Origin of the sequence: Paenibacillus agricola (assembly GCF_011440305.1) — a bacterium.
GTDB classification, from domain to species: Bacteria; Bacillota; Bacilli; order Paenibacillales; family NBRC-103111; genus Paenibacillus_S; species Paenibacillus_S agricola.
On sequence record NZ_JAAOIW010000022.1, the window covers coordinates 22,594 to 47,973 of the forward strand.

Below are 25,380 nucleotides of genomic sequence, written 5' to 3' on the forward strand. Positions count from 1 at the left end.
AACACTGTGTCTTCAGCGATGATATTTTGGCCACCAAATTAGTTTTGAATAGCTGATCTAGGCTATTGCACTCATTGAAGTGTTTATAGCGGTTGCGGTAATGGATCTGATTCCCAACCACCAATAAACACATCACGAAACGGGGAAAATCGTACGAGCTAAGCTTCGCTGCATGAAAAAGCCGGTTCCTTTACTCTACAAGAGAAGCCAGTTTTCGCAAGCACTCAGTTTCAACTCCCTCGGTACGATTCAGTGTTCTCATGAATGCTCGCTTATTGCAGAATTTCACCCAGTGGGTAAGGAGTTAAAGACAAAATGAGGGGCACTGTCATAGACTTCGGTAATATGAAGGCATACGGGAATAGAGGGAGCGTAGAATTGTCCCATATATTCCCATTCTAATGCACGCATTCTCCACATTACCCCTAGAGGCTTTCACTCCCATGCCTCAACGGGTCTATGCCCTCTCATTCCTCCCTCAGAATGATGAGATTTTCTTACGTATGCTCGCTTGTTCGCAGGATTTCACATCTCATAGTAGTGGTGAACGAATGAATCAGATAGTGATGGGAGTCCCCTAGAAACATGAGGGCATGCGGAAACAGAGGGATCGTCATCTTTTCCCATATCGTTCCATATCCTGCACACTGCTCCATGCTACTCTCGGTGGCTCTCCCTCCCATGACTCAACGGGTCATAATACCCTGTCATTCCATCGTTATACCTGTCCAAGAGATGGAGGCTGATCTGCTTCGTTCACGGGTCTGTGCCCTTAAGGAATGAGAATTCAGTACTCGGGTGCTTTCTTTGTCCGAAATCCTGCGAACAAGCCAACTTACGTCTTTTATTAAGCTATTTTACTCAAGCTGCAGTAGTAGCAGTAATAACTTTCTCAGGAATGTAAGTTTGTTCTTGACGAACAATGCCTACCAGAACTCGTGCTAATTTCCCACATAGTTTAATGATAGAATGTATCTTTTTCATCTTTTTAGTTCGAGTGTAGTGGTGGTGAAGCGATCGAAATTCCTCATTATTTACAACTAAGTGCAATACGGCTAAGTATAAGAACTTTCGAAGACCGGAGCGCCCTCGTTTGGTAATACGAACCAGCCCTTTATGATCGGAGCCAGTTGGATGCCTTGGTCGATGAAGTCGGCCTCACGTATGTGTTCGACCGTGGTTACCTCGATTATGCCAGATTCGATGACTACTGTGACCGCGGCATTTTCTTTGTCACTCGAACGAAGAAAAACGCAGTGATCCGCCCGATTGAAACCTTCATGCTACCCGCAGATAGCGGTGTACTCACGGACGAAATGGTCGTCATAGGAACGCCACAGAAGCGAATGGAGAACGTATTGCGCCTGATCCACAGCGTAGACTCCGAAGGGAATCCCGTCGCTATTCTAACGAACCGATTCGATCTGAGTGCGGATGAAATCGGGCAGATTTACCGCGAACGATGGGCGATAGAGACTTTTTTTAAGTGGATGAAGCAGCATGTTCGGATCAGGAACTTTTACGGAACGAGCGAACGGGCGGTAATGAACCAAGTATGGATGGCACTGATTGCCTTTTGTCTGCTCGTATTAATGAAGATAGAGACGGGTACGAAACATAGCCTGTTGGATCTATGTCGTTGGCTTAAAGTGTTGCTCTGGAAATCCGAACAGGAATGGGTAACACGCATACATTACAAGCCCCTTCGCTCATCGGCAGGAAGACGAAGCAAACGAAGCTAATTTTCCATCTCCCTTGATCTTATATATATTACATAAACTACCAAATGGACAGGTTACCTCTCAGAGGAGATCAACTTTTTGGTATACGCAGTCAAATCATTGTTCAGAATATTTCGACTACTAATGCGGATGAGTTTTATGCAACGCTAGTGATTTTCTTTACAATAAACTGCTCATTTTCTCCCACAATATTTTGTGCGTAGGTCGCTTGTAAAGGCAATGAAGAAATACCTAGCTCTTTCTCCAGTATCACTTTTGGTGTAACAAAAATATTGGTAGGATCTACTTTCCATTTTGCTCCCTCCAATACCACATCATAAGGAATTACAGGATATTCTTTACCATTTTGAGTCTTCTTTACTTGAACTTCATATTTTAAATCATCGATTTTCTGAGATTTAATGATTTCAAATTCAATTTTCTCCTCATTTAAGTTAGAAGCTACATATTTTGTGCTGTCTTCCTCAGAATGTGCCACATTATTTAAATACTTTACAGAATCTTTTTGATTCAAACTATCAAAAAAATCTTTGACTGTTTGCTCCACAACTTGGCTATCTGTGATGCTTAATTTGGCGAAATCAGAGACGTTTTGATGATTTAAACCCTCAGTATACTTTTGAACTGGTGCCGGAGAAGCAAATGCAGATACGTTAGTGAGTGCTGTCTTGATATAAATTTAATTTTTTTCCAAGAGTGAAGTGTTTCTCCATGGTAATCCTGCCGCAAATCCATGCTTGGCATCCGTAACGATCATGAATTTCCTCGTATTTTTTGGTGAAGTATGCCATCGTGGCTTGCCTGCAGGGATTGCAATCTGTTCAAACCAGCTGTCTTTTGTAGCACTATGCCAGTTTTAACACCATCATGGGTAACAATAAGAGGTTTTCCTTCTTCTTGGTACCAACCTTCGCCACCATTACTAATAAAAGCTGAAATCCATCACGATGAATATGCCAGTTATTTCTGCATCCTGGTTCAAAAGTACAACACCTACGCTCACTTTAGGATCAGCAATTAATTTTTTTAAGAAAACTTTGTCCCACAAAATATTGTGCGTATGCTTCATTTTTTTCACCCACTGGGAAAATAACGCCGTTTTTACTTCTTCATGTTTTGCCTTTTTGGTTCCTCCAAAAAATATTATTAATATTGTATCTTCTTGCTGATCAATTGCAATAAAAAGTCCCCATTCATTACCTGTTCACTTTAATTTCCCGCCAAATACCGGGAAGAAGCTATGCTCACCATAATTCTGGATGTGCTCTACATTTTTCAAAGTCTTCATATCTGCATCGCTGATAACAATATCAAGCTCTGCATTGATTCTCATGTGATCTGGATTTGCGGTCTTAGGAATGACTACAAGACCAAGCTGGATATCATAACGCAGGCAAAGCTGAGCAACAGATACTCCATACTTATCAGCTATTACCTTAACCTCTGCATGATCAAGGATTGCACCGTGTGCAATTGGTGAATATGCCTCTACCATGATGTCATTCTTCTGGCAAAATTCAATTAGTTCCAAAGGAGTACTGCTTACATGTGCCAATATCTGATTTGCCATAGGCTTGATCTCACAACTTGCAAGAATATTCTCTACATCATCTTGAAGGAAGTTAGAAAGACCGATTGCCTTTACTTTGCCTGTCTTATAAGCATCCTCCATTGCTTTCCATACTTCTTTGTTTTCCTCGAAGTAACGGTTCTCCTCACGGAACTCCTTCCAAGGCTGTGGGCTGTGGATAATCAGAAGGTCAATGTAATCCAGTCCCATTTTTGCTAAAGACTCATCAATGGACTGCGTAACTGCATCATAGTTCTTTGCTTCTGCAGCAACCTTTGTCGTAATGAAAAGTTCTTCTCTTGCGACACCACAGGAACGGATTCCTTCGCCTACACCAGCTTCATTCCTATAAGCCTGAGCAGTATCTATATGGCGATATCCGATAGATACCGCATCACGTAATGCCTGTGCTGCCTGTTCATCGTCAAACAGCCAGGTACCAAGACCTAATTTGGGAATTTTTACACCATTTGATAACTGGTAAGTTTCGTTAAACATGTTTTTGTCTCCTTTGCATTGTTATATTTTTTGTAGTACCTTGACCTATATACTTGGTTTTCCCATTTCTCATTAAACAGAGATGCTTGAAGAACCCGGAAATCCGGGCCGGGTCTGCAGTTTAACCTGGTCGCTCTCGCTCCAGAAGCCTCCGGAATTATGCTGATCTTGTAAGAGCCAGTTGATTGTTAAGGGGAACAGGAGCAATCACCTTCTGTGGGCGGAATCATTTGAGCCACAGTGATCGCAAGTAAGCTAAGAATACCGATACCCACAAAGATGACCTTCCAGCCGAATGCTGCAGCCACAAAACGACCTATGGGTACACCGGCAATAAGAGATGCACTAAATCCAACATATAAGCCTGAGCAGTATCAATATGGAATTTCTACGCCATTTGATAATCTGTAAGTTTCGTTAAACATGTTTTAATCTCCTTTGCATTGTTATATTGCAATTTCGGAACGGTTACTTCTTCTACGCTAACATCACCAGTAGCGTAAATGAAATTTGCTTTCATTCCAATTAACCACCTATTCTTTCACCTTTTCTTTAATGAAACTTTTTGTTTTTGATTTGATCGGTCGGCAGAATTCGGAACTTCATTGCTTATTTGCCGGTCCTCTTCTTCTCTGCTTCAGGATAACGGTCACCAACAATTAGGATCTTGGCGATTTCTTCATTGACCTCCATCATCTCCTGCTCAGTAAAAACGATATCAGTTGATGCAACATTTTCTGAGATTCTGCTGATGTTTGTTGTCCCAGGAATTGGAACAACAAAGGACTTCTGGGAAAGTATCCATGCAAGTGCTATTTGTGCAGGGGTTACATTTTTCCACTTAGCCAATTTATTCAAAAAATCAATGATTACCTGATTTGCTTCCATTGAATCCTTAGTAAACCGAGGAAGCTCCCCTCGGTTGTCATTCTCGGTGAAGGATGTATTCTTGTCTAATTTCCCGGTGAGAAATCCACGTCCCAGAGGGCTATAGGCAACAAAGCCAATCCCCAATTCTTCGAGTACAGGGAAAATGTTATTCTCTACTTCTCGCCACCAAATCGAATACTCACTCTCCACTGCCGCCAGTGGTTCAACGCAGTGCGCACGGCGGATGGTTTCAGCACTTGCCTCTGACAACCCCCAATGGATTATTTTTCCATCTTTTTTTAGCTGTTGCATAGTCAACGCAACTTCTTCAATTGGAACCTTTGGGTCTACACGATGGATATAGTATAAATCGATATAATCCGTTCGCAATCTTTTTAAAGACCCTTCAACCGAACGGATTATGGACTCTGGTCGGCTGTCAAGCTCATTTGTTAAACCATTGATCTTAAAGCCGCCTTTTGACGCAATCTGTACCATACTTCGATGACCTGCAAGCGCCTCACCAACAAGCTCTTCATTTGTGTAAGGCCCATAAACTTCTGCTGTATCATACATGGTAATGCCAGCATCAATAGCGGAGTGCACTACCCGAATCATTTCATTACGGTCTTTTGCCGGACCCCGATGATAGTTTAGCCCCATACATCCAATCCAAGCACTGAGGTTTCCAATCCATTGTTTCCCAATATTCTTTTCTCCATAACCCTTCCCTTTCTTTAATCGTATTTGTAAATCAAGCCTTCAAGCTTGTGTGAAAATATTGAGCTCAAAACATAAAACTTCTCATTCAAAAATTATTCTTTAAATTTCCCAATAAACAATTTCACATTAACCAGCCTAAATTGCGTTCTTGTAAAACTGCCTTATTCGGTCAAACACGTACCATACAGCAGCTTCGTTCATCATTTTTAATAAAGTTTGTTCTTCCTCATTCACTTGTTTCAGGTGTTTGTCTAGTGTGTTTCTAATATCATTTGTAATTTCTTGGATAGAGTATACATATGGAGTATAGTCGATTAATAAACTTTCTACTATTTCACCACTGTTATTAATGATAAAACTTGCTTCGCCTTCTGAAATATTATAAATCTCTTTCAATAAACATTTAATTTCATCTGATATTTGGGGGTTTACGTTTTTGTTTAGAATGGCTAAAGTCATCTCCATACTCTCACTCCAATGCTACATCTGAATAACCATTGCAAGTCTTAACGATTAACGGGTATTTATGCACACTCGCGTGTCTTAGGACTGGTATTGATCATCACTGACTTTTTCCATCCAATCAACGACCTTGCCATCAAGACGTTCATGAATGGCTATATGCGACATAGCTGTGGTTGGCGAAGCTCCATGCCAATGTTTCTCCCCCGGTGGGAACCAAACCACGTCACCGGGACTAATTTCCTCGATCTGACCTCCCCAACGTTGAACCCGTCCTTTGCCTGCCGTTACGATCAGCGTTTGACCTAGTGGATGCGTATGCCATGCTGTCCGTGCGCCTGGCTCGAACGTAACGCTGGCTCCAGCTACGCGTGCAGGATCGGCTGCTTCAAACAGTGGATCGATGCGAACCGTGCCGGTGAAATATTCAAACGGTCCTTTCCTCGAAGGTTGGGATCCGATTCTTCTGATTTCCATTTTCTATATTCCTCCATTAGGGTTGCGTATTTTTTCCGTGTTGTTGTTTACATCGCCTAAAGTCTCCGCCTTCCTAATAAGGACGATATAGGAAACGATAGCCAGTAAACTGGTTGTAAATATAATGATTCCGAAAGGGATGGTGAATTCTCGCCTGCGATTCCCACAAGCGGGGAAGTAACTGCGCCTTGTGCGAATTGTAAGGTGCCTAGAACGGCAGAGCACTCCCCGCAATTTGTCCATGCGATTCCATTGCTAAGGTAAAAGAAACCGGTCCAATGATCCCAATTGATACAGCAAATAAGAAGGTTGAAACAAATATCGCCGATAATGACCCCATAGAGAGAACTGAGATCAGGATAGCGGAAGTAGAAATAAAGGATAGCGATAATCCAATACGAAATATACTGAGTTCCGTCAGCCGACCAGCGACTCGTTTGACAATTTGTGTTCCCATCATAATAGCAATCCCATTCATGGCAAACAGGATCGAAAACATTTGCGGCGTGTAAACAATGTACGACATCGCATGGGATCTGAATTTTCATAAATGTAGTTAAGATAACCGCGTTTTGTTGGAGGGACCCCAAGATATAAGTTTGCATATTGACTCTCTTCCATCAGGTGTAAAGTTGATTTGTTTATCTTTGATCCCTCCAGACATAATGATGATATTGTACCAGCAGTTTTTTAGCGAAAGAGGCAAGATTCACTATATTCCGATCTTGTTTTGCTGAGAAGTGGGGTAGCGGTCACCAACTATTTTCATTTTGCTTAAAACATTATTTATTTGTTTGAGCTCACTTTCGGTGAAAATGATTTCCGCTGAAGCATTGTTTTCCTGAATCCTCTCGATCCTTGTCGTTCCTGGGATTGGCACAATCCAGGGTTTCTGTGCTAATACCCATGCTAATGCAATCTGAGCCGGAGTTGCCTGCTTTTCCATTGCTAATTGTTCTATGAAATCAATGACCACTTGATTTGCTTCCATAGCTTCCTTCGTAAATCTTGGCAGCTCTGCTCGGTTATCGTTTATGCTGAAAGACATATTCTTGTCGAATTTACCGGTTAGATATCCACGCCCAAGGGGACTATAAGCAACCATTCCGATTCCCAGTTCTTCCAGCGTTGGAAAAAGGGTGGTCTCTACAGTTCGCCACCACATAGAATATTCGTTTTGGACCGCAGTCAATGGTTCAACTGCATGAGCACTGCGGATAGTTTCTGCTCCGGCTTCTGAAAGTCCCCAGTGTCTTATTTTTCCTTCTTTCTTGAATTGTTGCATCGCTAGCGCTACGTCTTCAATCGGGACCTTGGGGTCAACACGGTGGATGTAATATAGGTCAATATAGTCGGTTTTAAGCCGGCGTAAAGACCCCTCTATGGCTTTGCGAATAGATTCAGGTCTGCTGTCAAGCCCGCCTTGAGGATCACCGATCTTGTGCCCGCCTTTTGTCGCAAGCTGAACCTTCTCTCTTCGACCGACCAAAGCATCGCCCACCAATTCCTCATTTGTATACGGCCCATAAACCTCCGCACTGTCAAGCATAGTGACCCCCAAATCAACGGCAGCATGGATAACCGAGATCATTTCGTTTCTATCCTTTGCTGGTCCGCGATGATGGTTTAATCCCATACAACCAATGCCAATTTCAGATGTTTTCAATCCATTTCCCAAAAATCGTGTCTTCATATCAATCTCTCCTTATATTTCAATCATTTTTCCAGTTCTTGTGACCTTTGTGGTTATCTTTTTTCTGCCAGCTAGAGTATTTCATCACCTCCTATTTGTTTCAAGCCGTTCTTATTTCCTTCCTTTTTCCCATCTTGACAAAATCGGGAAGTATTGATAGTCTCAGCTTACAACTTACAGTTAACTGTAAGTCAATAGTTTTTATAAAAAAACTTATAGGAGTGGGATTATGCTCTATACGATTAGTGAAGCGGCGGTGAAAATGCAATTAACCTCGTATACTTTACGGTACTACGACAGAGAAGGGTTGATTCCCTTTGTGGAACGCAGTGCGGGTGGTGTACGAATATTTAAGGAAAAGGATTTTGGGTGGATTCGGCTGATTGAATGTTTGAAAGCCGCAGGTATGTCAATTAAAGAGATCAAGCAGTTTGTCGACTGGTATATGGAGGGGGATTCGACTCTCCAACTGCGCCGCGATATGTTCTATGAAAGAAAAAAGCTTGTCGAGGAACAGATTGAATCGCTGCAGAAAACATTGAATACGATCAAATATAAGTGTTGGTTTTATGATACCGCAGTTGCTGCTGGAACAACTTCTGTTCCTAAAAACATGAAACCGGAAGACAGGCCGGATGAAATACGCGAGCTTAAAGGAAAAATTGATCTATGATATATGATAAGTATTCCATTTTTCACAGCATCACAGTGATCAATTTATTCAATACAACAGATTTTTCTCCCAATACATGAAACGAGCCTTAGAAGTGATTCTAGAGGCTCGTTTTTCTTTGACTATTTTCTTGATCTGAAAAAATCGACTTTTGCAGTGGTCTCCAGTAGGGGATCTTTTTTATGTCGGATCCAATGTACGAAAATGGGTATTTTCGTACATTAAAACCCTTGATTTTCCTGCCTTTATCAGGTAAAATATTCCATTCATAAGATAATCATACATTTAACGTATGCTTTCATCATGGAGGAACCGGAAACATGACTAAAAAAACAACCTACGATGTGCAGCTGCTGCGCTCGCTCCAGGACATCGAGGATATGAAGCAATCGCTGCGCCGGTGGTGCAGCGAACGGGATTATTTCCTGTTTCTGCTGGGGATCAATACCGGGCTGCGTGTATCGGATATCGTGGCCCTGCGCGTGAAGGACGTCCAGGGGAAGGATCACCTGCTGCTCTCGGGGGAAAAAAGCGGCAAGCGCCGCCGGGTCTTTCTCAAACCCATTCAAACCGATGTAGAGGCCTATACAAAGGGCATGGATCGGGACGGTTGGTTATTCCCTTCCCGCAAAGGGGACGGCCCTATATCTGCAACACAAGCCTACAGGACGCTTATCAAAGCCGGTGCCATGATCGATCGGACCGATATCGGGACACACACGATGCGCAAAACCTTTGGCTACCACTATTACAAGCGGCATCAGGACGTGGCCAAGCTGCAGGAGATTTCCAACCATTCGGCCCCTTCCATCTCAGCTGCCTCCAATAGTACCCTTTAACGACTTAAGAATCTGTCGTACTTTGCTTACGATTTCTTGAAAAAGATGAAATAGACGGTGACAAACACCGCAACTATTCCGATGTTGACGATTAACCGGGTCGCAAAGTGATGTCTTAAGTACAGTATATCGACACCCACGATAACGGCGATCATCACCACAATGAACAGCACTCGAAACAGGTTCCCTGTCATTTCACTCATCCTCTCAGAGATATCTATCATTGCTTCCTGCGTTTACGCCACCGTTACCTGAAGATAGGATGCAGTTGCATCGTTCAGGTCATCCTTTGTAGCCCTCACAACCTTCATAATAAGCCCCTTAAATAGAATGAATATGATCGGTTTTATTGCACCATATATTGGAACTAACCTGCCCGTTACTTTAATAAAAAACAGACCACAGCGGGGGTCTGCCTCATTCAACTATCGTCTCCGTTAGCGTAGCGATCTGGCCATTCTTCGCGGGACGGCCTTTCTGAGTTGTTTTTCCTTTAATACGTTAAACATACAAGAGAGAGGGGTTACTCTTGATTTGTGCTCAAAGTAACCCTAAGCGATGTTGAACCGATGAAAACCGTGACTTGTTTGAATATATGGTACGGTTCTCCTTAACAGGTTTACCGGCGAAAAAATGAAAGGAGTGCCTCGGCAGCTCCTTTCGTAGAATTTTACTATACAGCTCTTTTTAAGTAGTGATTCTATAGATGTCTTAACTTTTCCGGATTTGCGACAGTATAAATCGCTTCGATCTTATGATCTCGATAAGCAAAAGAATAAACATATTGAATCCCTTCATCCAAACGAATGCGGATTCCGGGGAGCCCATTCACGATGAGGAACGAGTACGTAAATTTACCCGCATGCATGTTGATCACATTTTGATGAAGCTTCAGCACTTGCTCAAACCCGACAACAGGCACTTGTGCCGCGCTTACTTTGCCTCCGCCGTCCGAGTAGAGCACAACATTCTCACTAACCAGTTCAAGAAGCTTCGTCGTATTTCCTTGCAACAGCGAATTCACAAACTCTTTAATCTTATCCTCCGCAATGGAAACCGACGGTTGTTGGTCCGGGTCGACATGGATGCTTTTTTTGGCGCGGTGGAAAATTTGCCGGCAATTCGCACTGCTTTTCCCGACTATATCGGCAATCTCTTCAAACGAATAATGTCCAACCGAGAAAGTGATTGAAATCTGAATTCGTATTTTCAAAATGGTAAGCCTTCCTGAATTCATGCCCTCTAAAATCCTGTGCACGTGCAACGTGCTTGTACTTAGCAATATCTACGCCTATGATTAGCGTTTGAGATGTGATTTGAGCTATCTTGTCATTTTGGTTATAATTCATATTATCAACCTCCTGGTGTTCGAATTCGTCCTTTTTGCTGGCCAGCTTAGGACAATTCTTATGATACCAAGAGGTCTTTTATTGTTCAAACGTCATTCTTACTCATTACAGGAATGCTGCCCGTTCGCTGAGCGAGTACCGACAACATAAGTTTGCATAATATTTATTATGTTACTGCGTCGGGAATGTAATAAGGTTCTTGTCATTTATCGGAAATGTAATAAGGTTCTTGACATCGACCGATGACAAGAACCTTATTACATAACTAAAAAAAGCCGTAATTTAAGCGACTTTTAATGTAATAATGATGTTGACTTCCGACATTCTTGTCGGTTGACAAGAACTTGATGTCATAAATGACAAGACCTTTATCCCGGTACCTCATGTACCTTTTTGAGCAGTTGCCTCAGCTTTTGGATCTCCAAGATCCGAAGGCACTGGAGCCCTATATGCCATGGTCATCTTCACTACAGGATACCTGTCGCATCCCTTAATCTTCATCCATCATACACTCGCTGCCATCTGACTGCTAGGTGGGGGCTATTTGACGCTCACTTTTGTTCTCTGCTTGACAGATAGGCTATCTCTTTGTTTTTCCATAAGAGATTGTCTTGTTGGATAGGTCGCATTCGAGGGCTTCAGTTTCGACATTATCTATAAATAACTGTACGAGCATGGGGTCCCATTGACTTCCCTTACCTTGTCTAAGTATTAAAAGCGCTTCTTCAAAAGACATTCCCTTCCGATAAGGGCGATCAGAAGTCATAGCGTCAAATGCATCTGCCACAGCAATAATTCGGCCAAAAAGAGGAATGCCCTCTCCTTCCAAACCGTCAGGATAGCCCCCTCCGTCATAACGTTCATGGTGAGACCGAACACCTGGAAGCAAAGGTGCCATAGCGCGTTCTGGCTGAACTCTCCTAAGTATCGATTCTCCAAGGACTGGATGAAGTTTTATCAGATTAAACTCTTCAATCGTAAGCTTACCTTCCTTATGCAGGACCGAATCTGGAACGCCGATTTTCCCAATGTCATGTAGAAGTGCCGTTTTTTTAAGCATCTCCAACTGTAATGGAGAAAGGCCCGCCCATTGCCCAATCCGAATAGAATAACGAGCAACACGCTCCGAATGACCGGCAGTATAGGGATCTCTTGCATCAAGTGCTGCAGCAAGCGTTGAGTAATAACTTTCTACTAACTGATTATTTTGGCTGTCACGTTCGCGCAACCCTTCCACCATTCCATTAAATCCGGAGACAAGTCGGGAGAATTCATCGGAGTAAATGTCTGAAGCCTTGATTTCTAATTCGCTTTTATTCAATTCATTCATCACATATTGTAGTTGATCAATGGGCCGCTGAATGTTACGAGAGAAAAGCCAACCATAGACAACCGAAAGCACAATTCCAAATCCAATAATAATGCCGGCCCACTGCCAAAAGCTGTCGGATGAAGCATTCTCTTCATACCTGAGCCTGGCCACCAAGGAAAACAAAAGGATTGGCGAAATACCGATAATTAGCGAAAAACACAAGAATTTTGCACGAAGGGAAAGAAGAACGTTCCCGTCTAAGGATATGTCCTTGCCAAATCGGTGATTTGAATCATTTCGAAGGTAGATCAGCAGAGGCCGTATCGTTTCCGAGGCGAGAAAAAACTGCAGCATTGCGTGTATTACGGTTATCAATAATGCTCCCACGGAGTAATAAAACAAGTAACGAGAGGGGATATGCAACCACTCTCCATAACGGGCTATAGAAATCGTGCAAGCTGCAGTTAAAAAGAAACCTAACACACTTGGACCAAGGATGCGTTTTGCGGTGAGTATGGCAAAACGGTGTGTCTGGACATATGCTGCCTTAAGCATCTCATAGTTTGCTTCCGAATGCTTGAAGTAAATACGAATGGGACGCAATTGATGGTACAAGGTAAGTTGATTCAAAGTGACCATTCCCGCTAAACTAATAAAAAAAATGGTGAATAAAGCATTTCTTTCTACATCGTCTGGCGGGGTCACCAGATAAATTAAAACGCCACCAACTCCCAGAGTTGTAAAGAATGAACCAAGAAAATAGTTGCGTGCAAGCTTAGAAAGGAAGGTTCTATATACAGTCATGTTCATCCTCTTTCATCATGATGCTTCGAAATATAGTTTATTGGGAGGGGAATCGCACATATTCTGGGAGTGAGCATTTTGTATTTATCATATCGATAGGAAACTGGATTTCTAGTAGCCCGCATAGACTGAGATTTCATTTTTCCCTCTGCGCTTCACAGTGTACATCGCTTCATCCGCTTTCCACAGCAGATCGGTAATATCAGCGGCATGTTTCGGGTAAAAGCTGACTCCGGCACTGAAAGTAACCGGCAAAGCCGTCCCTTCAAGGTCGTAGGGATGCTTGAATAACGAGGTTATCCGGTTGTAAGCTTCTTGGTTGAAGTCGGCCGCATCGTCTATGCCGGGGATGATTTGGATGAACTCGTCTCCACCTAGACGACCTACAAACTCACCAGGAATGGTATGATCCTTCATTAAGGCGGCAATATGCTTCAGATAATGATCTCCGACCAAATGACCGTAAGTATCATTGATCAACTTGAAATTATCCAGATCGATGAGAACCAGGGCAAATGGTTCTTGAGCCCGGATCATCCGGTGGAGCTGCTCCTGAATCGCCGCCCTGTTATACAATCCGGTAAGAGCATCGTGATGGGCCAAGTACTTATAGTTCTGCTCAGATTCCATTAATCTTCGTTCCGCTTCCTTCAGCGACGTTATGTCGGTTAGATGCATCACCAGCAGCTCCTCACCCGTCTCCTCAAGCACGTCAAGGCCTGCAATTAAATCAAGATGGCTTGTATCCGAATGGGTTAAGCTGATCTCCCACCTGGCTTCTTTCCCACGCTCCACTATAAATAAAGCCAGTCTGTCCTTTAAACTCATCGTCTCGTCAACCATCAGAACCTCTGAGATCCTTTGAGATGGATAACCAACAAACAATTGCTTGGCCCGTGGGTTCATCTCTCTTACCCCGCCCTTTTTATCCAAAAGCAGAATGGCGGTCGGCGCAGATTCGAACAAAATATGGAACAGCTTACGGTAATCCGGTAAAAAATCATGCTTGCCGATCAGATGGCGCAGTGCGACAGCCCACAATAAATAACCAATAAAATAAAGAACCATCGATTCCCGGCTTGTTATAAATTTCATCACCAGCAGCATCGTTACGATAACAAACCAGGCAAATAATGCGAACAAGCTCAAGAGCAGTGATCCCAGCAGACCTCTGCGTTTAGCTTCCCGGGTACGATACAAGGATACTGCCAGTATGACGACGGAAAGCAGAATATATCCGCCCACATACATGAGGGTCAGAAGCAGAAACAACGGATCCAGCGGACTTCTTCCATCGGTGATATTGGAATTGAACAATACCGTGTGATCCTTGCAGAGAAGCATGATAATTAATGTGGTGAATGGTGCCGCATATATCCATTTGATCATTCGCTGCATAGGAAGCGTAACGGGACTTCCGACGAGCAAACAGAGATGGACCAAAGAACTAATCATGAGCAGCAGCATAGGAGCGCTCCCGTACAGCACAATCTGCATCTGATACTGTGGAAGCAAAGAAGTTTTGATATACTCACCAAGAAAATAAAACAAAAAAGACAGCATGAGGAGCGCAGCGACCCGGTTCAAACTGCTATTCTTGTTGCGATCGAATAATGTGATAGCCATATAAAAGAAAAAGTAGGTTGGCAGTAATATCGTTAGGAAATCTATGAATAGATCATTCATCGCTAAGTTCCTTATCTAAGCATCAGTTGGATTTCTGAAAATAATGGAATATTTTCTCTAATAATAGCACAATTTTGCGAGGATTGGTTGCATTTTCATTACGTAAATTTGCCAGTGAAAGATTTGAAACAGATGAAGAAATTTTTCAGCAGCCCCCCACCGAAATTTTTTAATGAATTTCGGACTATATTAGAGGGCAAGGTGGCTAGCCTTCACGTTGCCTTACCTGTACTATGTCAACTGCTCGTCAGCAGATTCTCTTTACACCCTATCCATCGTTACAATCCCTAGATAAGTTGCGAACAAAATCAATTTTTTCTATTGACCGCCCCTACTATGATTGGTCGGGAGAAGAAGCCAAGAAGTTGCGTACACCTTCTATTTCGCATCAGATAGGACATCTGTTTCAATTTCGCAAAAATTTTATTTTCAGAAAACAGCGATAAAGCGAAGCTAAGGAAATTGGGCTTCAATGTGGTGGTATCTGATGATTTTGCTATTGTTTAGGTCAAGCAAGTTCCATCAATTAGGGTATAATCTTCAACTGCAACTGTGCATACACTGGAATTGTAGAATTTTGGTACGGGGCTGACGAGGGTTAACTTTATTCAAACTCGATATAGTAATTCATTCGGCACTGGGTGGGGTCAATTTTCATTGCCGCCGCGGACACAACATAACAAAGAAAAACCACAACACGAGGATTAGTCGCATTGCGGTTGTAAACTTACTTGCGGAACAGTTTAGTCTCTATAAATTAGCTCTTTTAAACTTCTTTCATTGATTCCATTTTGAACAAACTGAAAACTTCTGCTGGTCAATCTTTGGAACTCGATCGATTATTGTCCTAAATGATACCCTGTGTGTTCAACTAAATGATAAATATTATACATGTCGAGGTTTTTTTCTTCCATGTTCCCTTCTAAGTAATCAGTCATAACTTCCCTCCAGGTATTAAAACGGATAGTAATAAGTTGAATTAAGTCCGATGAAAAAAGAGTAGTTTCATCAGGGAAGTGATTTCTATTCCACCTTCAACCTTATCGGAATTTGAGTATCTAATAACGTGCCTTTGAATGTGCTGTGTTACATGCAACACAATTCCCCCAATCGAATTGAGCCTCTCAGTCTCATGTTTCCAAAGAACCTCTTTATTCAAGTCATCCAAGGTTATTTTCAATTTAGGAAGGTAATGTTCACACATTCTAAAAATCGAAATACGCATAAATTCATATAAATGATTGTCCATAATGACCGCTCCTTTCCCCATAATTTGTTAATATTATTCTACTTCTTGCTGAATTATCCTGCCCGTAATCATAGCAGCCGAGGAGTGAGCATCACGACCGCGGAGATGCAGGCCGCACGCCCCTGGAATGTAACGATGCACATTCTGTGCGATTCTTTCAGCCTTCTTCACCAAATCCAAGTGCTATGACTTGTGGTGTGCTGCATGCCACTGAAAGTATACAATGGCACTGCCACGATAATAAGCGCAAGCGCGACCTTTGACGCTTGTGATCAACTCTTCAACTGAGCTTGTGGATGGTTGTGCACGAAGACTTATCACATTCCCATCCTCCACCCCAATCCAACCGAGCTCAAAAAGTGCGTCACAGCCAGCTTTGCACATGGGCACTACGATGTTATCGTCAAGCCGATCCGATTCGCTTGCAAGACTTCGCTTCTTAATGTGAGCGGTGATCATCATCCCAGGAGGGAAAGATCGAGCGCAGATCGCGCAGGCTACGCTCTCCTTTCCCTTAAATAGGAGATCCCGGAGTTGCTGCTGCTCCGCTCGAGTAGTCCGTTTAGAAAACGTTACCCGATCGGTGGGACCATCGAACGTTACCGTTTTCCCATGGTCGTCTTCTTCGATAGTCACTTTTGGGGGAGGATTTCCCTCTTTAGTATAGAGCGATTCCGCCCATTTTCCCCGATGGGTAAACGTCCAACCGATGGCGTCGCGCATCACTTCTTGCAAGCCGCGCACGTTTTCTATCCATCCATTCCCTGCATCGTACCCATCGACGTGATATTGAATTACACCATGCTTATACGCATATGTAATAGCAACCTTAATAAATCCCTTTGGCCCGTGAATGCGAAAGTATTTATTCCGCGATTTGCCGCTGCCTTCGGCTAGCTCTTCTATACGAACTTCTGCCATGAAATACCTCCAAAACAATATATGGTCAGTATACCATGAGAGATAAGGAGCTAGTCACCTAGCAATGAAAATTTGCGTATAACTGCCCGTTCGTATTATGAGGTCAGCCAGTTTTATCTGGTTGATCCTTTTTGCATTTGCTCTGAGGATTAAGGTAGCCGGGTCGAACGTAACTGCCCGTGGGACTTGATCCCGAACGCTATAATGTTCACCTCTACTTGTCATGACCATGATTGAGGCTGGTTGGGACATAGATCCCGTATCACATGCGATGCTATGGAGCGACAAGAAGATTTATAGAGGCTGCCGGTAAATTCACATCAAGGAGAGATTAGATGAATCCAGTTATCGGGCTAGATATTTCCAAAGAAGAAAGCCATGGACAAGCTTTTTTAGATCGTGGAAAACCATACAGAGGGACATTTCATTTCGAGCATACGCGAGAAGGACTCGAAATCTTGCTTCAAGTGATTCGGGACGTCGAGCATGCATCTGGGCATCGTCCTACGCTGATTCTCGAAGCAACCGGACACTACCAAAGCCCCGTCGTTCAGTTCCTCGAGGAGCATCACTATGTGTTCATTGTTATCAATCCACTCATTTCAAATCGGCTTAGAAAATCCAATCTTCGTAAAGTAAAAACGGATGCTGCTGATGCTTATCTTTTGGGTGAGCTTCACTATAGAGAAGAGTTTGAACCTTTCAAAAAAAGAGGCGTTCAGCTGCTTAATCTGCGCTATCTGACGCGGCAATATGAGGCCTTTTCAAAGATGTGTGTGCAAACAAAGCTGCAATTCCAAGCTGTCTTGGATCAAGTTTTCCCTGCATATAAAGGCGTCTTTGGGGCTATGTATTCTAGTGTTTCACTACGTTTTTTAAACGAGTTTCCAACATCACATTCGGTTTTGCAAACTGACACATCAACACTTAAATCCAAGATCAGTACTCTACTTTCTTCAAAACGTAGTCGCTCGGAAGACTGGATTAACGAACGAGTTCAACGGCTGCTCGATGCGGCAAAAGCAAATCCATTTCAGCAAACGATGTACTCAAGCCACTTAATCAATCTAAAGATCCTGATCACTCTTATTCTTCAATACCAGGAGCACCTTGCTGAGTTGGAACAGAACATAGATGCCCTGGCTAAAGAGATTGAAGAGTATGATTTAATCCAGTCGATTCCCGGTATTGGCCCTAAAATTGCGGCAACAATTTTATCGGAAATTGGAGAAGTCGACCGATTTGATCATCCAAAGAAACTAGTAGCCTTTGCTGGCATTGATCCCAGTGTTTTTGCTTCAGGTAAGTTCACCGCAACTCGAAATCGAATTACCAAACGTGGTTCCCGACAGCTTAGATATGCCCTAGTTATGGCCGTACAGTGTGGCCTAATCCGTTCTCGCAACACTCGAATTAAAGACTTCTACGACCGCAAAAGAGCCGAAGGAAAGCCTCACAAAGTGGCCCTAATAGCGTGTGCGAATAAGCTGGTTCATTGGCTATATGCCATTTTAATAAGCAAGAAATCATTCCGTCCAGCATAACAAAAAGTTAATGGTATAATCTTCCAATACCTCTCAAATTGGGAGGTTGTTTGGCATGCTTATTTTTCACTATACCATAGGATTTCTGATAGATTCTCTGGAAATGTTGACAAGCTATTAGCTGGTATAGCTTGTCATAGAGGTGCGAAATGTGAGTTAACAAAGGATTGAAAAATGAGAGGCTATGCCCCTCCATCAAAGTATATTCCAACCATGTTTAGATCAATTTCTGACCGATTGAGGTAATAATTCCGTCCATGCTTATGGCATTCTTCTCCTCCCGATAAGCTTCAAGACCCTCCTCACCCTTCTGCACGGCCCACTTTTGAAGCGTATCACGTTCCCCGGAATAGGAGAAGAACGGTACACTATACCCACACGATGTTTTTACTGCATGTACTTGTATAAAAATAATTTGACGCGCACCCGGCAGAAGATCAAAGTGCTTAACTAACTCTTCCCATTCCGCCATGCTCGGTAGGATCACGCGGCCTGTACCGTACAAGCGTAAAATCTCGGGAGAGCCCTCAAAAGCCATGAACATAAGTGTAATTCTCCCGTTATCCTCCATATGAGCGCTCGTTTCATTGCCGCTGCCTGTTAAATCCAAATAAGCGACTTCTGTTGGTGAAAATATACGCAGCACATCATGCCCCTTGGGGGAAATGTTGATGTGGCCCACGACATCCAAGGGAGCGGAGCCCACAAAAAAAACACGTTGCTTGATAATAAATTTTTCATGCTCGGGGTGTATAGCTGTAAACATTTTTCCCATATTGCGTCTCTCCTCTACCAAATAATTGAATTGTTAACATTCATTATCGTATTTCTTGACTTATTTTTAAAATATATATTTGCTATATCCTCTATAGGGTTTATCTATTACGCATACTCCCTCTATGAGGATTCGCTTTTCTCCTGACTACTCTCTTAATCTTAGGATTTCGATGTTATGTAAGAAGTGAAGACAACTTCATCTTGGAATCATGTTGAAGAAGAAGAAGAATCTGGGGGCAGAAAAACAAAAAGATACATCCACCTAGCCACTTATTAACAAAAAGTGGTTATTTAGGCAAAGTATGATCGCACCTATGGATCTCCACATGTCTCATGGAGGTCAACCCTCCCATGTCTCACAGAGTCTATGCTCCCACATTCCTTCATTCAACCTTTCCATGAGGTAGAGGTCGGATATGCTGCCCGACAGGATCTTCGTCCGTATGTTAGTTGTGTTCCGACTTATCCGTGCTTCAGTTGTCTGTGTTTCCTCTTCATTTCAATCCTAAAAGAAAAGAGAATGCTATTATTTATGCTGCTGTTGTTAAACTAGCGAACCGAGGGATATCCTGTAACATCTTTACTTCACTGAATTCATGGCCTTTTTTCATAATGCCAAATAAGATTCGAATCAATTTGTTACAAAGTGCGATCAATGATTGCATTTTCTTCAAAGGGTTATCTGGACGTTTCGTATAGTATTGATGCAGCGCTTTAAAGGCCTGGTTCTTCGCGACCAGAGGCATAACAACTCGGAATAAAAGGGCTCGAAGCTTCTTTCTTCCCCTCTTGGTTATCTTGGACTGTCCTTTATGTTTACCGGATGTATTCTCCCGCAAGTTCAGTCCCGCGAGCTTTACGATCTGTTTCGGATGATGGTAATTGCCTATGTCGCCGATCTCAGCAAGGAAGCCAGCTACTGTATCTCTCCCAATGCCTTTAATGGCTAACAGTTGATTTACACCAGGTATTTGTTCGATTAATTCGTCGAGCTTCAGATGGAGCTCTTCAAACTTACCTTGAATGAGTTGGTACTGTGTAAGCAGAAGTTGAAGTTCCATCTTGGCTAATTCCGTGCCCTGCTTAATGCCCACAGAACGGTTAGCTGCTGATTTCAGGTTCTGTATCCGCCTAATGCCAGCCCCACGTTTTGCAACTTGTCTCAGATGCCCCAGAAAGAACTCATCCGATAACGATACGAGTTCATGTGGCAACATACCCAGACTTAGCATCTGGATAGCTGATTTACATTCCCAGGAATTCAGTGAAGTAGCGGTCCAGCCAGTTATGGACGCGCCCTTGTACAACGCTCAGGTCGGTAGACAGATGATCGCGAATTTTCATGGCTTCACGCAATTCTGCGTAGATGCCTAGAGGAATATTCGGTATGGCGTATCTTCCGTCTTTAACGAGCTGAGCGATGACTTTGGCGTCCTCCACGTCATTCTTAGTCGGTGAGTTGTCATCTAACTCCTTGCTTTTCTTCACATGCAAAGGATTCGCAACGCCGCAAGAAATATGATGCTCCTTCAGGTAATGAACGAGATTCAGCCAGTAATGGCCGGTTGGCTCCTTACCGACTAATACATCTTTGTATCCGTGTTCCGACATGATCTTCCGGAACCAACTTACGAAGAACTCGAAGCCTTTAAGGCTGTTCTCAAACGCAATTGGCTTCCCATACTCGACCCCGCGAAAGTCTTGCGCCCTGGCCACATGTTTGAATTTGGCGATATCCACGCCAACAATTAATGTTGCAGAAGTGATTTGAGTTATGATTCTTATAACCAAGTGAATAATCATAATAACGAAAGGTCGATCAATTTTGCCTGTACAAAGACATTTGCGTAACCTTGAAGATACCCCTTACTCAATGGTTAGATTGTATAGGCTCTATAACACGATCGTTAATTTCATTCATAAATATAGGGCATTTATTCCATGATCCATGTCGGCAGCCTCGTTAAGCTATAATCGTAATCGGTATTCCTTCTTCCCTATCCGTCACTGTCGCGCCAGGATCAACAAAGGTAGTATCCACTGTAAGGAAGATCGAAGCGTTTCAGCGTAGCACTCTAACAGCGAAATTAAAGGGCACCTGATTAGGCGTCCCTTTCTGGTAGTTGTTTCTTCTTCATTGAATTTGATAATCAGCCCAAGAGCAATAGCTAATTAGAGTATCTTCTCTCATGCAAAGGGGAACGAAGGATCACGGAAAACAGGATTAAAAATTTAATAATGCAGCTTCTGAATTCTACAAAGAGCATAAGGATGATACTCATCGAGATACAGAAGGAAGACCATTCTATCCCTCCGTTTGCTGGTGAACGAGATAGTAATAGAGGCCTCTCTTACGGAGCAGTTCCTCGTGAGTCCCTCTCTCGGCGATCGCCCCCTGATCCAGCACCAGGATAAGATCTGCTCTGCGGATGGTGCTTAATCGATGCGCAATAATAAGCGTTGTCCGGTCCTTCACGATAGCATCCATATTCTGCTGGATGATACGTTCCGATTCCGTATCCAGAGCACTGGTTGCTTCATCGAAGATCAGAATACGGGGATTACCGAGCAGTGCCCGTGCGATGGCGATTCGTTGCTTCTGACCTCCGGACAAGCGCATGCCCCCTTCGCCAACCATTGTTTGGTAACCGAGAGGTAACTGATCGACGAAGTCATGGGCACCGGCCAGCTTGGATACCCGTTCGATATCATCCAACGACACGCTATCGCTATTGAAGGCAATATTCTCCACAATGGTCCCTCGGAACATAACGGTTTCCTGCTGAACATATCCCACTTGCTTACGGATGGAGTCCGCATATACCTGTCGCAGCGGATACCCATCGATATAGATTCCCCCTTGTGTCGGCTCGAACAGTTTAAGCAGCAGGTTCGCGATTGTCGACTTGCCTGACCCGCTTCTTCCCACCAATGCGATATTCAAGCCAGGTGTCAACTCCACGCTCACGTTATGGAGAACCGGCTTTGAGCCCTGACCATAAGCGAAGGAAACATTGTCGAAGCGCAGATGTCCTTGAATGCGAGGTAGGATCCGCATACTGTCCGGGTACGGATGCTCCACAGTTGACTCGTATACATCATTCAGTCGCTCCATCGATATTCGAGCTTCGGACCATTCACCGAACAGGCGCGAGATGCTCTCAAGACTGAACAGGAAAGAAGTGAACATGACCGTAAAAGCTACGAATTCCCCTAAGCTTAATAGTCCGCTTATTACTAGCCTAGCACCGAAATAGAGAAGAACAACATTACAAAGAGATCGAATGAACAACGATCCTGCCGTTGCCACAATTTCCAGCTTATTTCCCTCATAGCTTAACGCAAGCTGCTTCTTCAATTTCTCTTCAAGCTTGCTCCTTACACGCTGTTCGGCAGAAGCAGCCTTAACCGACGCGATAGCACCGATAGCCTCCACAATCTGCGTGTGAGACTCCCCTTGTGCGAAGACAGCTTACGGACATTACGTCTCATTAGCCGCAATAAATTACCGTATAGAAGCATGTATAGAGGTATCACAGCAAGCGTAATTAGTGCGAGCTGAGCCTCGTAGTAGAACATCAGAATGCCGTACACGACGATAGAAACTCCGTCAAGCAAAAAGAGGAAGCCGTGGTCTGTCAGAAGCTTTCGAATCTTCTCATTCTCGAAGACTCGTGTAATAATATCACCGGAGGTTCGTTTAACGAAATACGTATAAGGAAGCAGGAACAGATGCTTATAGAAGCCATTCAGCATGACGTTGTCGATTCGATAAGCCAGACGTCCGACCAATAGCTGCCTCACCGCAGTTCCTCCGGCAATGACCAAGACGAACAGTAACAGCCCAATGAACAGCTGGTTCAATAAGGAAATGCCTTCTGTTTCCAGAACGCGGTCGAAGATCTGTTGTGTTGCGATTGGAAAAGCAAGCAAGCCGAGCTCTAGCAAGATGGCGAGGGCCAGGCTAGAGCCAAACAGCTTGTGATAGGGGCGAAAATAATCAATATAACGTGACCAGAAGCGCTCTTTATCGTCGAGCTCAATAAGTAATTCGGTCGGCTTCAGTGTTACAACGAATCCTGTCCAATGCTCCAGCACATAGGGAAGAGGAACTGTCTCGACATAGCCTATGGCAGGGTCCACAATTACCAGCTCATCGTCTCGAATTTCATAGACAACGATGTAGTGGTTGCCCTCCCAATGCAAGATAAGCGGACCCGATAACTCCCGCAGAATAGCTGGGGTCGCCTTGATTCCTTGTGCTTGAAAACCAAGTGATTCCGCTGTCTTCACCAGCATCAGCATCGAGGTTCCTTCTGTCCCTACATTACAGCGCTCGCGCATCCGGTTTACACCGGCGTTCATGCCATAATGTCGAGCGATCATCGTAAGACATGTGGGTCCACAGTCCATCTCGCTCTGCTGGAGCAACGCCGGGCGAGGCGATCGTCGCAAGCGTCGCCAAAAGCCCAGACCCATACGAGCTCTCCTTTTCTCTAGCGAGGGCAGCAGCAGCTCGGCAGCAGCAGAGACTTCATTGCCGACATCGCCAGCTTCCAGACCACGCATCAACGGGATATTCATAGCCTCGGCACCGTAGTGATCTGAAATACGACGGATCGATTCCAAGATAACGGGAAACTCTGCGATGAGCCGGTCGAAGTCCACTTTATCAAGCCGATAGGCTCTAACCGGCTCCACTGCCCGTACGCTGGCTTTCCGTAGACCTCCAGTCAATAGGGCGAGCTCCCCGAAGAAATCACCGGGGTAGAGCCGATTCACCACATCCGTTCCCCTCTCTACCGTTGCAGACCCCGATTCTAGGATGTAGAAGGACTCTCCCTTCTCCCCCTCCCGAACGAGGTACTCCGAAGACGAATACTCGCATACCTCCAGACACGTCAATAATGAACGGATCGCTGAGTGATCCGCATGGGTAAATACTGTACTATTCTTTAGAAAAGCGCGTATAACGTCGGAAGAGATATACGCCTTAAGCTGTTTCTCTAACTGGGGATGCTGGCCGATAACTTTCCGGAAATTGGGACCGCTAAGCTCCAGCACCTGCAAATCAGTTGAAGCCCGCACATGGATAACACTGGATAAGCTTTCACCCCCGAACAGAACATACTCACCGAAGTGCTCCCCCGGATGAAGCAGACCCAAATTTTTCTCCTCATCGTTGGATATTCCAATTTTGCGAGCTTGTCCGGCGATTACGATATAGAATGCCTCACCCTGGTTGTTTTCGTCCACGATCGACTCGCCCATGCGGAAGGAGCGCTCCCTTGCATGCGCGGCCAACAACCCCTTCTCTTCCGAGTCGAACAAATTGAACAGCGGAACCAGATTCAAGCTATGGATCGCACGTTCTCTGCTCATGGAAGGACACCTCCAGACTCCGTCTTCTCCCCGCTGCATCTTATGGAATCCCACAATTCAATGCGAATACCCGCTTTAAGCTTATAGCTCTGCCACTTCTCTTCGAACAAGCTTTCCATGATAGTATCCGCCGTAGTTTCATCCAGCACTGCTGGGTATTGGGCTTCCACCTGCAAGAGGACGTATCCCTCCTTCATCTCAATCGGTCCCACGATATCACCAGGCTGAGCGCCGAATATAGAATCGGTAATCTGCACAGTTCCATAGGAACGTCCGACCTGTCCCACATAACCTCCAGATAACCGTGTTGCGGTATCCGTCGAATATTGCTTGGCCAGCCTTTGGAATTCCTCCCCCTCCTCCAGCCGATACTGCATCTCCTTCGCCTCCCCATATTCTCGGACGACGAGTCGGGAGATCGCGACCCGATCCAAGGCAGCTGCATATTCATAGAAGTAACGGCGTACCTCTTCATCGGAGATGACGTCTCGGCGAAGCTTATCTCGTAGCAAACCCGGGCGCAATAATGATCCTAGAGCCGCAAGCGAGCATTGCCGACTATCCAGCCATGCCTTCGTAGCGACACTGGTAAATAAGCCTCGTTCCTGGCGGTATTGATTGACCCGCTCCTGCAGCTCCTTGTGCGAGACCTCCACATTCCGTTCGTGTGCCCAGGACGTGAGAACGCGATCGTCAATCAATCCTTCCAGTGCAGGCATCGCATCCATCGCCAAGGCATACTTAAGCACATCCCTTAAAGAAATCGTTTTCCCGTTCATAAGCACCGCTGCATGATGTTCAAACACTGT

Annotated in this window: 21 protein-coding genes and 5 pseudogenes; 4 read left to right on the forward strand and 22 right to left on the reverse strand. The window is 44.1% G+C overall.

What is annotated here, in order from left to right; genetic code table 11:
* Positions 1–1,130 precede the first annotated feature (1,130 nt).
* Positions 1,131–1,742: an IS4 family transposase gene (locus G9U52_RS33885; protein ID WP_207953375.1), complete on the forward strand. Its 612-nt coding sequence runs from the start codon at positions 1,131–1,133 to the stop codon at positions 1,740–1,742.
* Between the two features lie 136 nt (positions 1,743–1,878).
* On the opposite strand, the gene G9U52_RS33890 is transcribed toward G9U52_RS33885, so the two are convergent.
* The 9 genes and pseudogenes from G9U52_RS33890 to G9U52_RS33925 form a co-directional block, all read right to left on the reverse strand.
* Positions 1,879–2,289 (reverse strand): hypothetical protein, encoded by a 411-nt coding sequence (locus tag G9U52_RS33890; RefSeq protein WP_166156253.1) that lies wholly within the window; start codon positions 2,287–2,289, stop codon positions 1,879–1,881.
* A 132-nt stretch (positions 2,290–2,421) separates the two neighbouring features.
* Positions 2,422–2,886: pseudogene (locus G9U52_RS41960) on the reverse strand (cupin domain-containing protein).
* Between the two features lie 60 nt (positions 2,887–2,946).
* Positions 2,947–3,810: an aldo/keto reductase gene (locus G9U52_RS33900; RefSeq protein ID WP_166156256.1), complete on the reverse strand. Its 864-nt coding sequence runs from the start codon at positions 3,808–3,810 to the stop codon at positions 2,947–2,949.
* Positions 3,811–4,198: 388 nt separating this feature from the next.
* Positions 4,199–4,330 (reverse strand): hypothetical protein, encoded by a 132-nt coding sequence (locus G9U52_RS41125; protein ID WP_279538790.1) that lies wholly within the window; start codon positions 4,328–4,330, stop codon positions 4,199–4,201.
* 89 nt (positions 4,331–4,419) lie between these two features.
* Positions 4,420–5,402: pseudogene (locus G9U52_RS33905) on the reverse strand (aldo/keto reductase).
* Positions 5,403–5,538: 136 nt separating this feature from the next.
* The gene (locus G9U52_RS33910) at positions 5,539–5,868 is read right to left on the reverse strand and encodes a hypothetical protein (RefSeq protein ID WP_166156259.1); all 330 of its coding nucleotides are present in this window, start codon (positions 5,866–5,868) and stop codon (positions 5,539–5,541) included.
* Between the two features lie 78 nt (positions 5,869–5,946).
* A complete protein-coding gene (locus G9U52_RS33915; RefSeq protein WP_166156262.1) occupies positions 5,947–6,342 on the reverse strand; it encodes a (R)-mandelonitrile lyase in 396 nt (131 codons plus the stop codon).
* A 208-nt stretch (positions 6,343–6,550) separates the two neighbouring features.
* A complete protein-coding gene (locus G9U52_RS33920) occupies positions 6,551–6,868 on the reverse strand; it encodes an MFS transporter (protein ID WP_166156265.1) in 318 nt (105 codons plus the stop codon).
* Positions 6,869–7,054: 186 nt separating this feature from the next.
* The gene (locus G9U52_RS33925; RefSeq protein ID WP_166156268.1) at positions 7,055–8,035 is read right to left on the reverse strand and encodes an aldo/keto reductase; all 981 of its coding nucleotides are present in this window, start codon (positions 8,033–8,035) and stop codon (positions 7,055–7,057) included.
* Between the two features lie 226 nt (positions 8,036–8,261).
* Between G9U52_RS33925 and G9U52_RS33930 the strand changes: the two genes are divergently transcribed.
* Both G9U52_RS33930 and G9U52_RS33935 read left to right on the forward strand, forming a co-directional pair.
* Positions 8,262–8,708, forward strand: a complete 447-nt coding sequence (locus G9U52_RS33930) for a MerR family transcriptional regulator (RefSeq protein ID WP_311764973.1) — start codon at positions 8,262–8,264, stop codon at positions 8,706–8,708.
* A 320-nt stretch (positions 8,709–9,028) separates the two neighbouring features.
* Entirely contained in the window at positions 9,029–9,547 is a 519-nt protein-coding gene (locus G9U52_RS33935) for a tyrosine-type recombinase/integrase (protein WP_166156274.1), read from the forward strand.
* Between the two features lie 26 nt (positions 9,548–9,573).
* On the opposite strand, the gene G9U52_RS33940 is transcribed toward G9U52_RS33935, so the two are convergent.
* The 8 genes and pseudogenes from G9U52_RS33940 to G9U52_RS33975 all read right to left on the reverse strand — a co-directional run bounded on the left by G9U52_RS33940 (position 9,574) and on the right by G9U52_RS33975 (position 16,868).
* A complete protein-coding gene (locus tag G9U52_RS33940; protein ID WP_207953376.1) occupies positions 9,574–9,750 on the reverse strand; it encodes a hypothetical protein in 177 nt (58 codons plus the stop codon).
* A 33-nt stretch (positions 9,751–9,783) separates the two neighbouring features.
* A complete protein-coding gene (locus G9U52_RS33945; RefSeq protein ID WP_166156277.1) occupies positions 9,784–9,972 on the reverse strand; it encodes a hypothetical protein in 189 nt (62 codons plus the stop codon).
* Between the two features lie 275 nt (positions 9,973–10,247).
* Entirely contained in the window at positions 10,248–10,760 is a 513-nt protein-coding gene (locus G9U52_RS33950; RefSeq protein ID WP_207953377.1) for a sigma-70 family RNA polymerase sigma factor family protein, read from the reverse strand.
* Positions 10,720–10,896: pseudogene (locus tag G9U52_RS41965) on the reverse strand (IS110 family transposase); the annotation flags it as partial. The pseudogene G9U52_RS41965 and the gene G9U52_RS33950, both read right to left, overlap by 41 nt.
* Before the next feature lie 580 nt (positions 10,897–11,476).
* Positions 11,477–13,012 carry an HD domain-containing phosphohydrolase gene (locus G9U52_RS33960; RefSeq protein ID WP_166156282.1) on the reverse strand — a complete coding sequence of 512 codons (1,536 nt, stop codon included), beginning with the start codon at positions 13,010–13,012 and terminating at the stop codon, positions 11,477–11,479.
* Positions 13,013–13,123: 111 nt separating this feature from the next.
* On the reverse strand, positions 13,124–14,638 hold the full coding sequence (locus G9U52_RS33965; protein ID WP_243767720.1) for a GGDEF domain-containing protein: 1,515 nt from the start codon (positions 14,636–14,638) through the stop codon (positions 13,124–13,126).
* Between the two features lie 1,039 nt (positions 14,639–15,677).
* Positions 15,678–15,947: a hypothetical protein gene (locus tag G9U52_RS33970; RefSeq protein ID WP_166156304.1), complete on the reverse strand. Its 270-nt coding sequence runs from the start codon at positions 15,945–15,947 to the stop codon at positions 15,678–15,680.
* Between the two features lie 183 nt (positions 15,948–16,130).
* Positions 16,131–16,868 (reverse strand): hypothetical protein, encoded by a 738-nt coding sequence (locus tag G9U52_RS33975; protein WP_166156307.1) that lies wholly within the window; start codon positions 16,866–16,868, stop codon positions 16,131–16,133.
* Between the two features lie 335 nt (positions 16,869–17,203).
* Here G9U52_RS33975 and G9U52_RS33980 point away from each other — a divergent pair, with 335 nt between their 5' ends.
* Positions 17,204–18,412, forward strand: a complete 1,209-nt coding sequence (locus G9U52_RS33980) for an IS110 family RNA-guided transposase (RefSeq protein WP_166156310.1) — start codon at positions 17,204–17,206, stop codon at positions 18,410–18,412.
* A gap of 217 nt (positions 18,413–18,629) precedes the next feature.
* Here G9U52_RS33980 and G9U52_RS33985 read toward each other — a convergent pair whose 3' ends face one another.
* The 5 genes and pseudogenes from G9U52_RS33985 to G9U52_RS34005 all read right to left on the reverse strand — a co-directional run bounded on the left by G9U52_RS33985 (position 18,630) and on the right by G9U52_RS34005 (position 25,377).
* Entirely contained in the window at positions 18,630–19,187 is a 558-nt protein-coding gene (locus G9U52_RS33985) for a pyridoxamine 5'-phosphate oxidase family protein (RefSeq protein ID WP_166156313.1), read from the reverse strand.
* A gap of 532 nt (positions 19,188–19,719) precedes the next feature.
* Positions 19,720–20,992 (reverse strand): annotated as a pseudogene (locus G9U52_RS33990) (IS110 family RNA-guided transposase).
* Between the two features lie 502 nt (positions 20,993–21,494).
* Positions 21,495–22,379 carry an ABC transporter ATP-binding protein gene (locus G9U52_RS33995; protein ID WP_375790313.1) on the reverse strand — a complete coding sequence of 295 codons (885 nt, stop codon included), beginning with the start codon at positions 22,377–22,379 and terminating at the stop codon, positions 21,495–21,497.
* A gap of 36 nt (positions 22,380–22,415) precedes the next feature.
* A pseudogene (locus G9U52_RS34000) lies at positions 22,416–24,610 on the reverse strand (cyclic nucleotide-binding domain-containing protein); the annotation flags it as partial.
* Positions 24,568–25,377: a peptidylprolyl isomerase gene (locus G9U52_RS34005; protein WP_166156322.1), complete on the reverse strand. Its 810-nt coding sequence runs from the start codon at positions 25,375–25,377 to the stop codon at positions 24,568–24,570. The pseudogene G9U52_RS34000 and the gene G9U52_RS34005, both read right to left, overlap by 43 nt.
* Positions 25,378–25,380 lie beyond the last annotated feature (3 nt).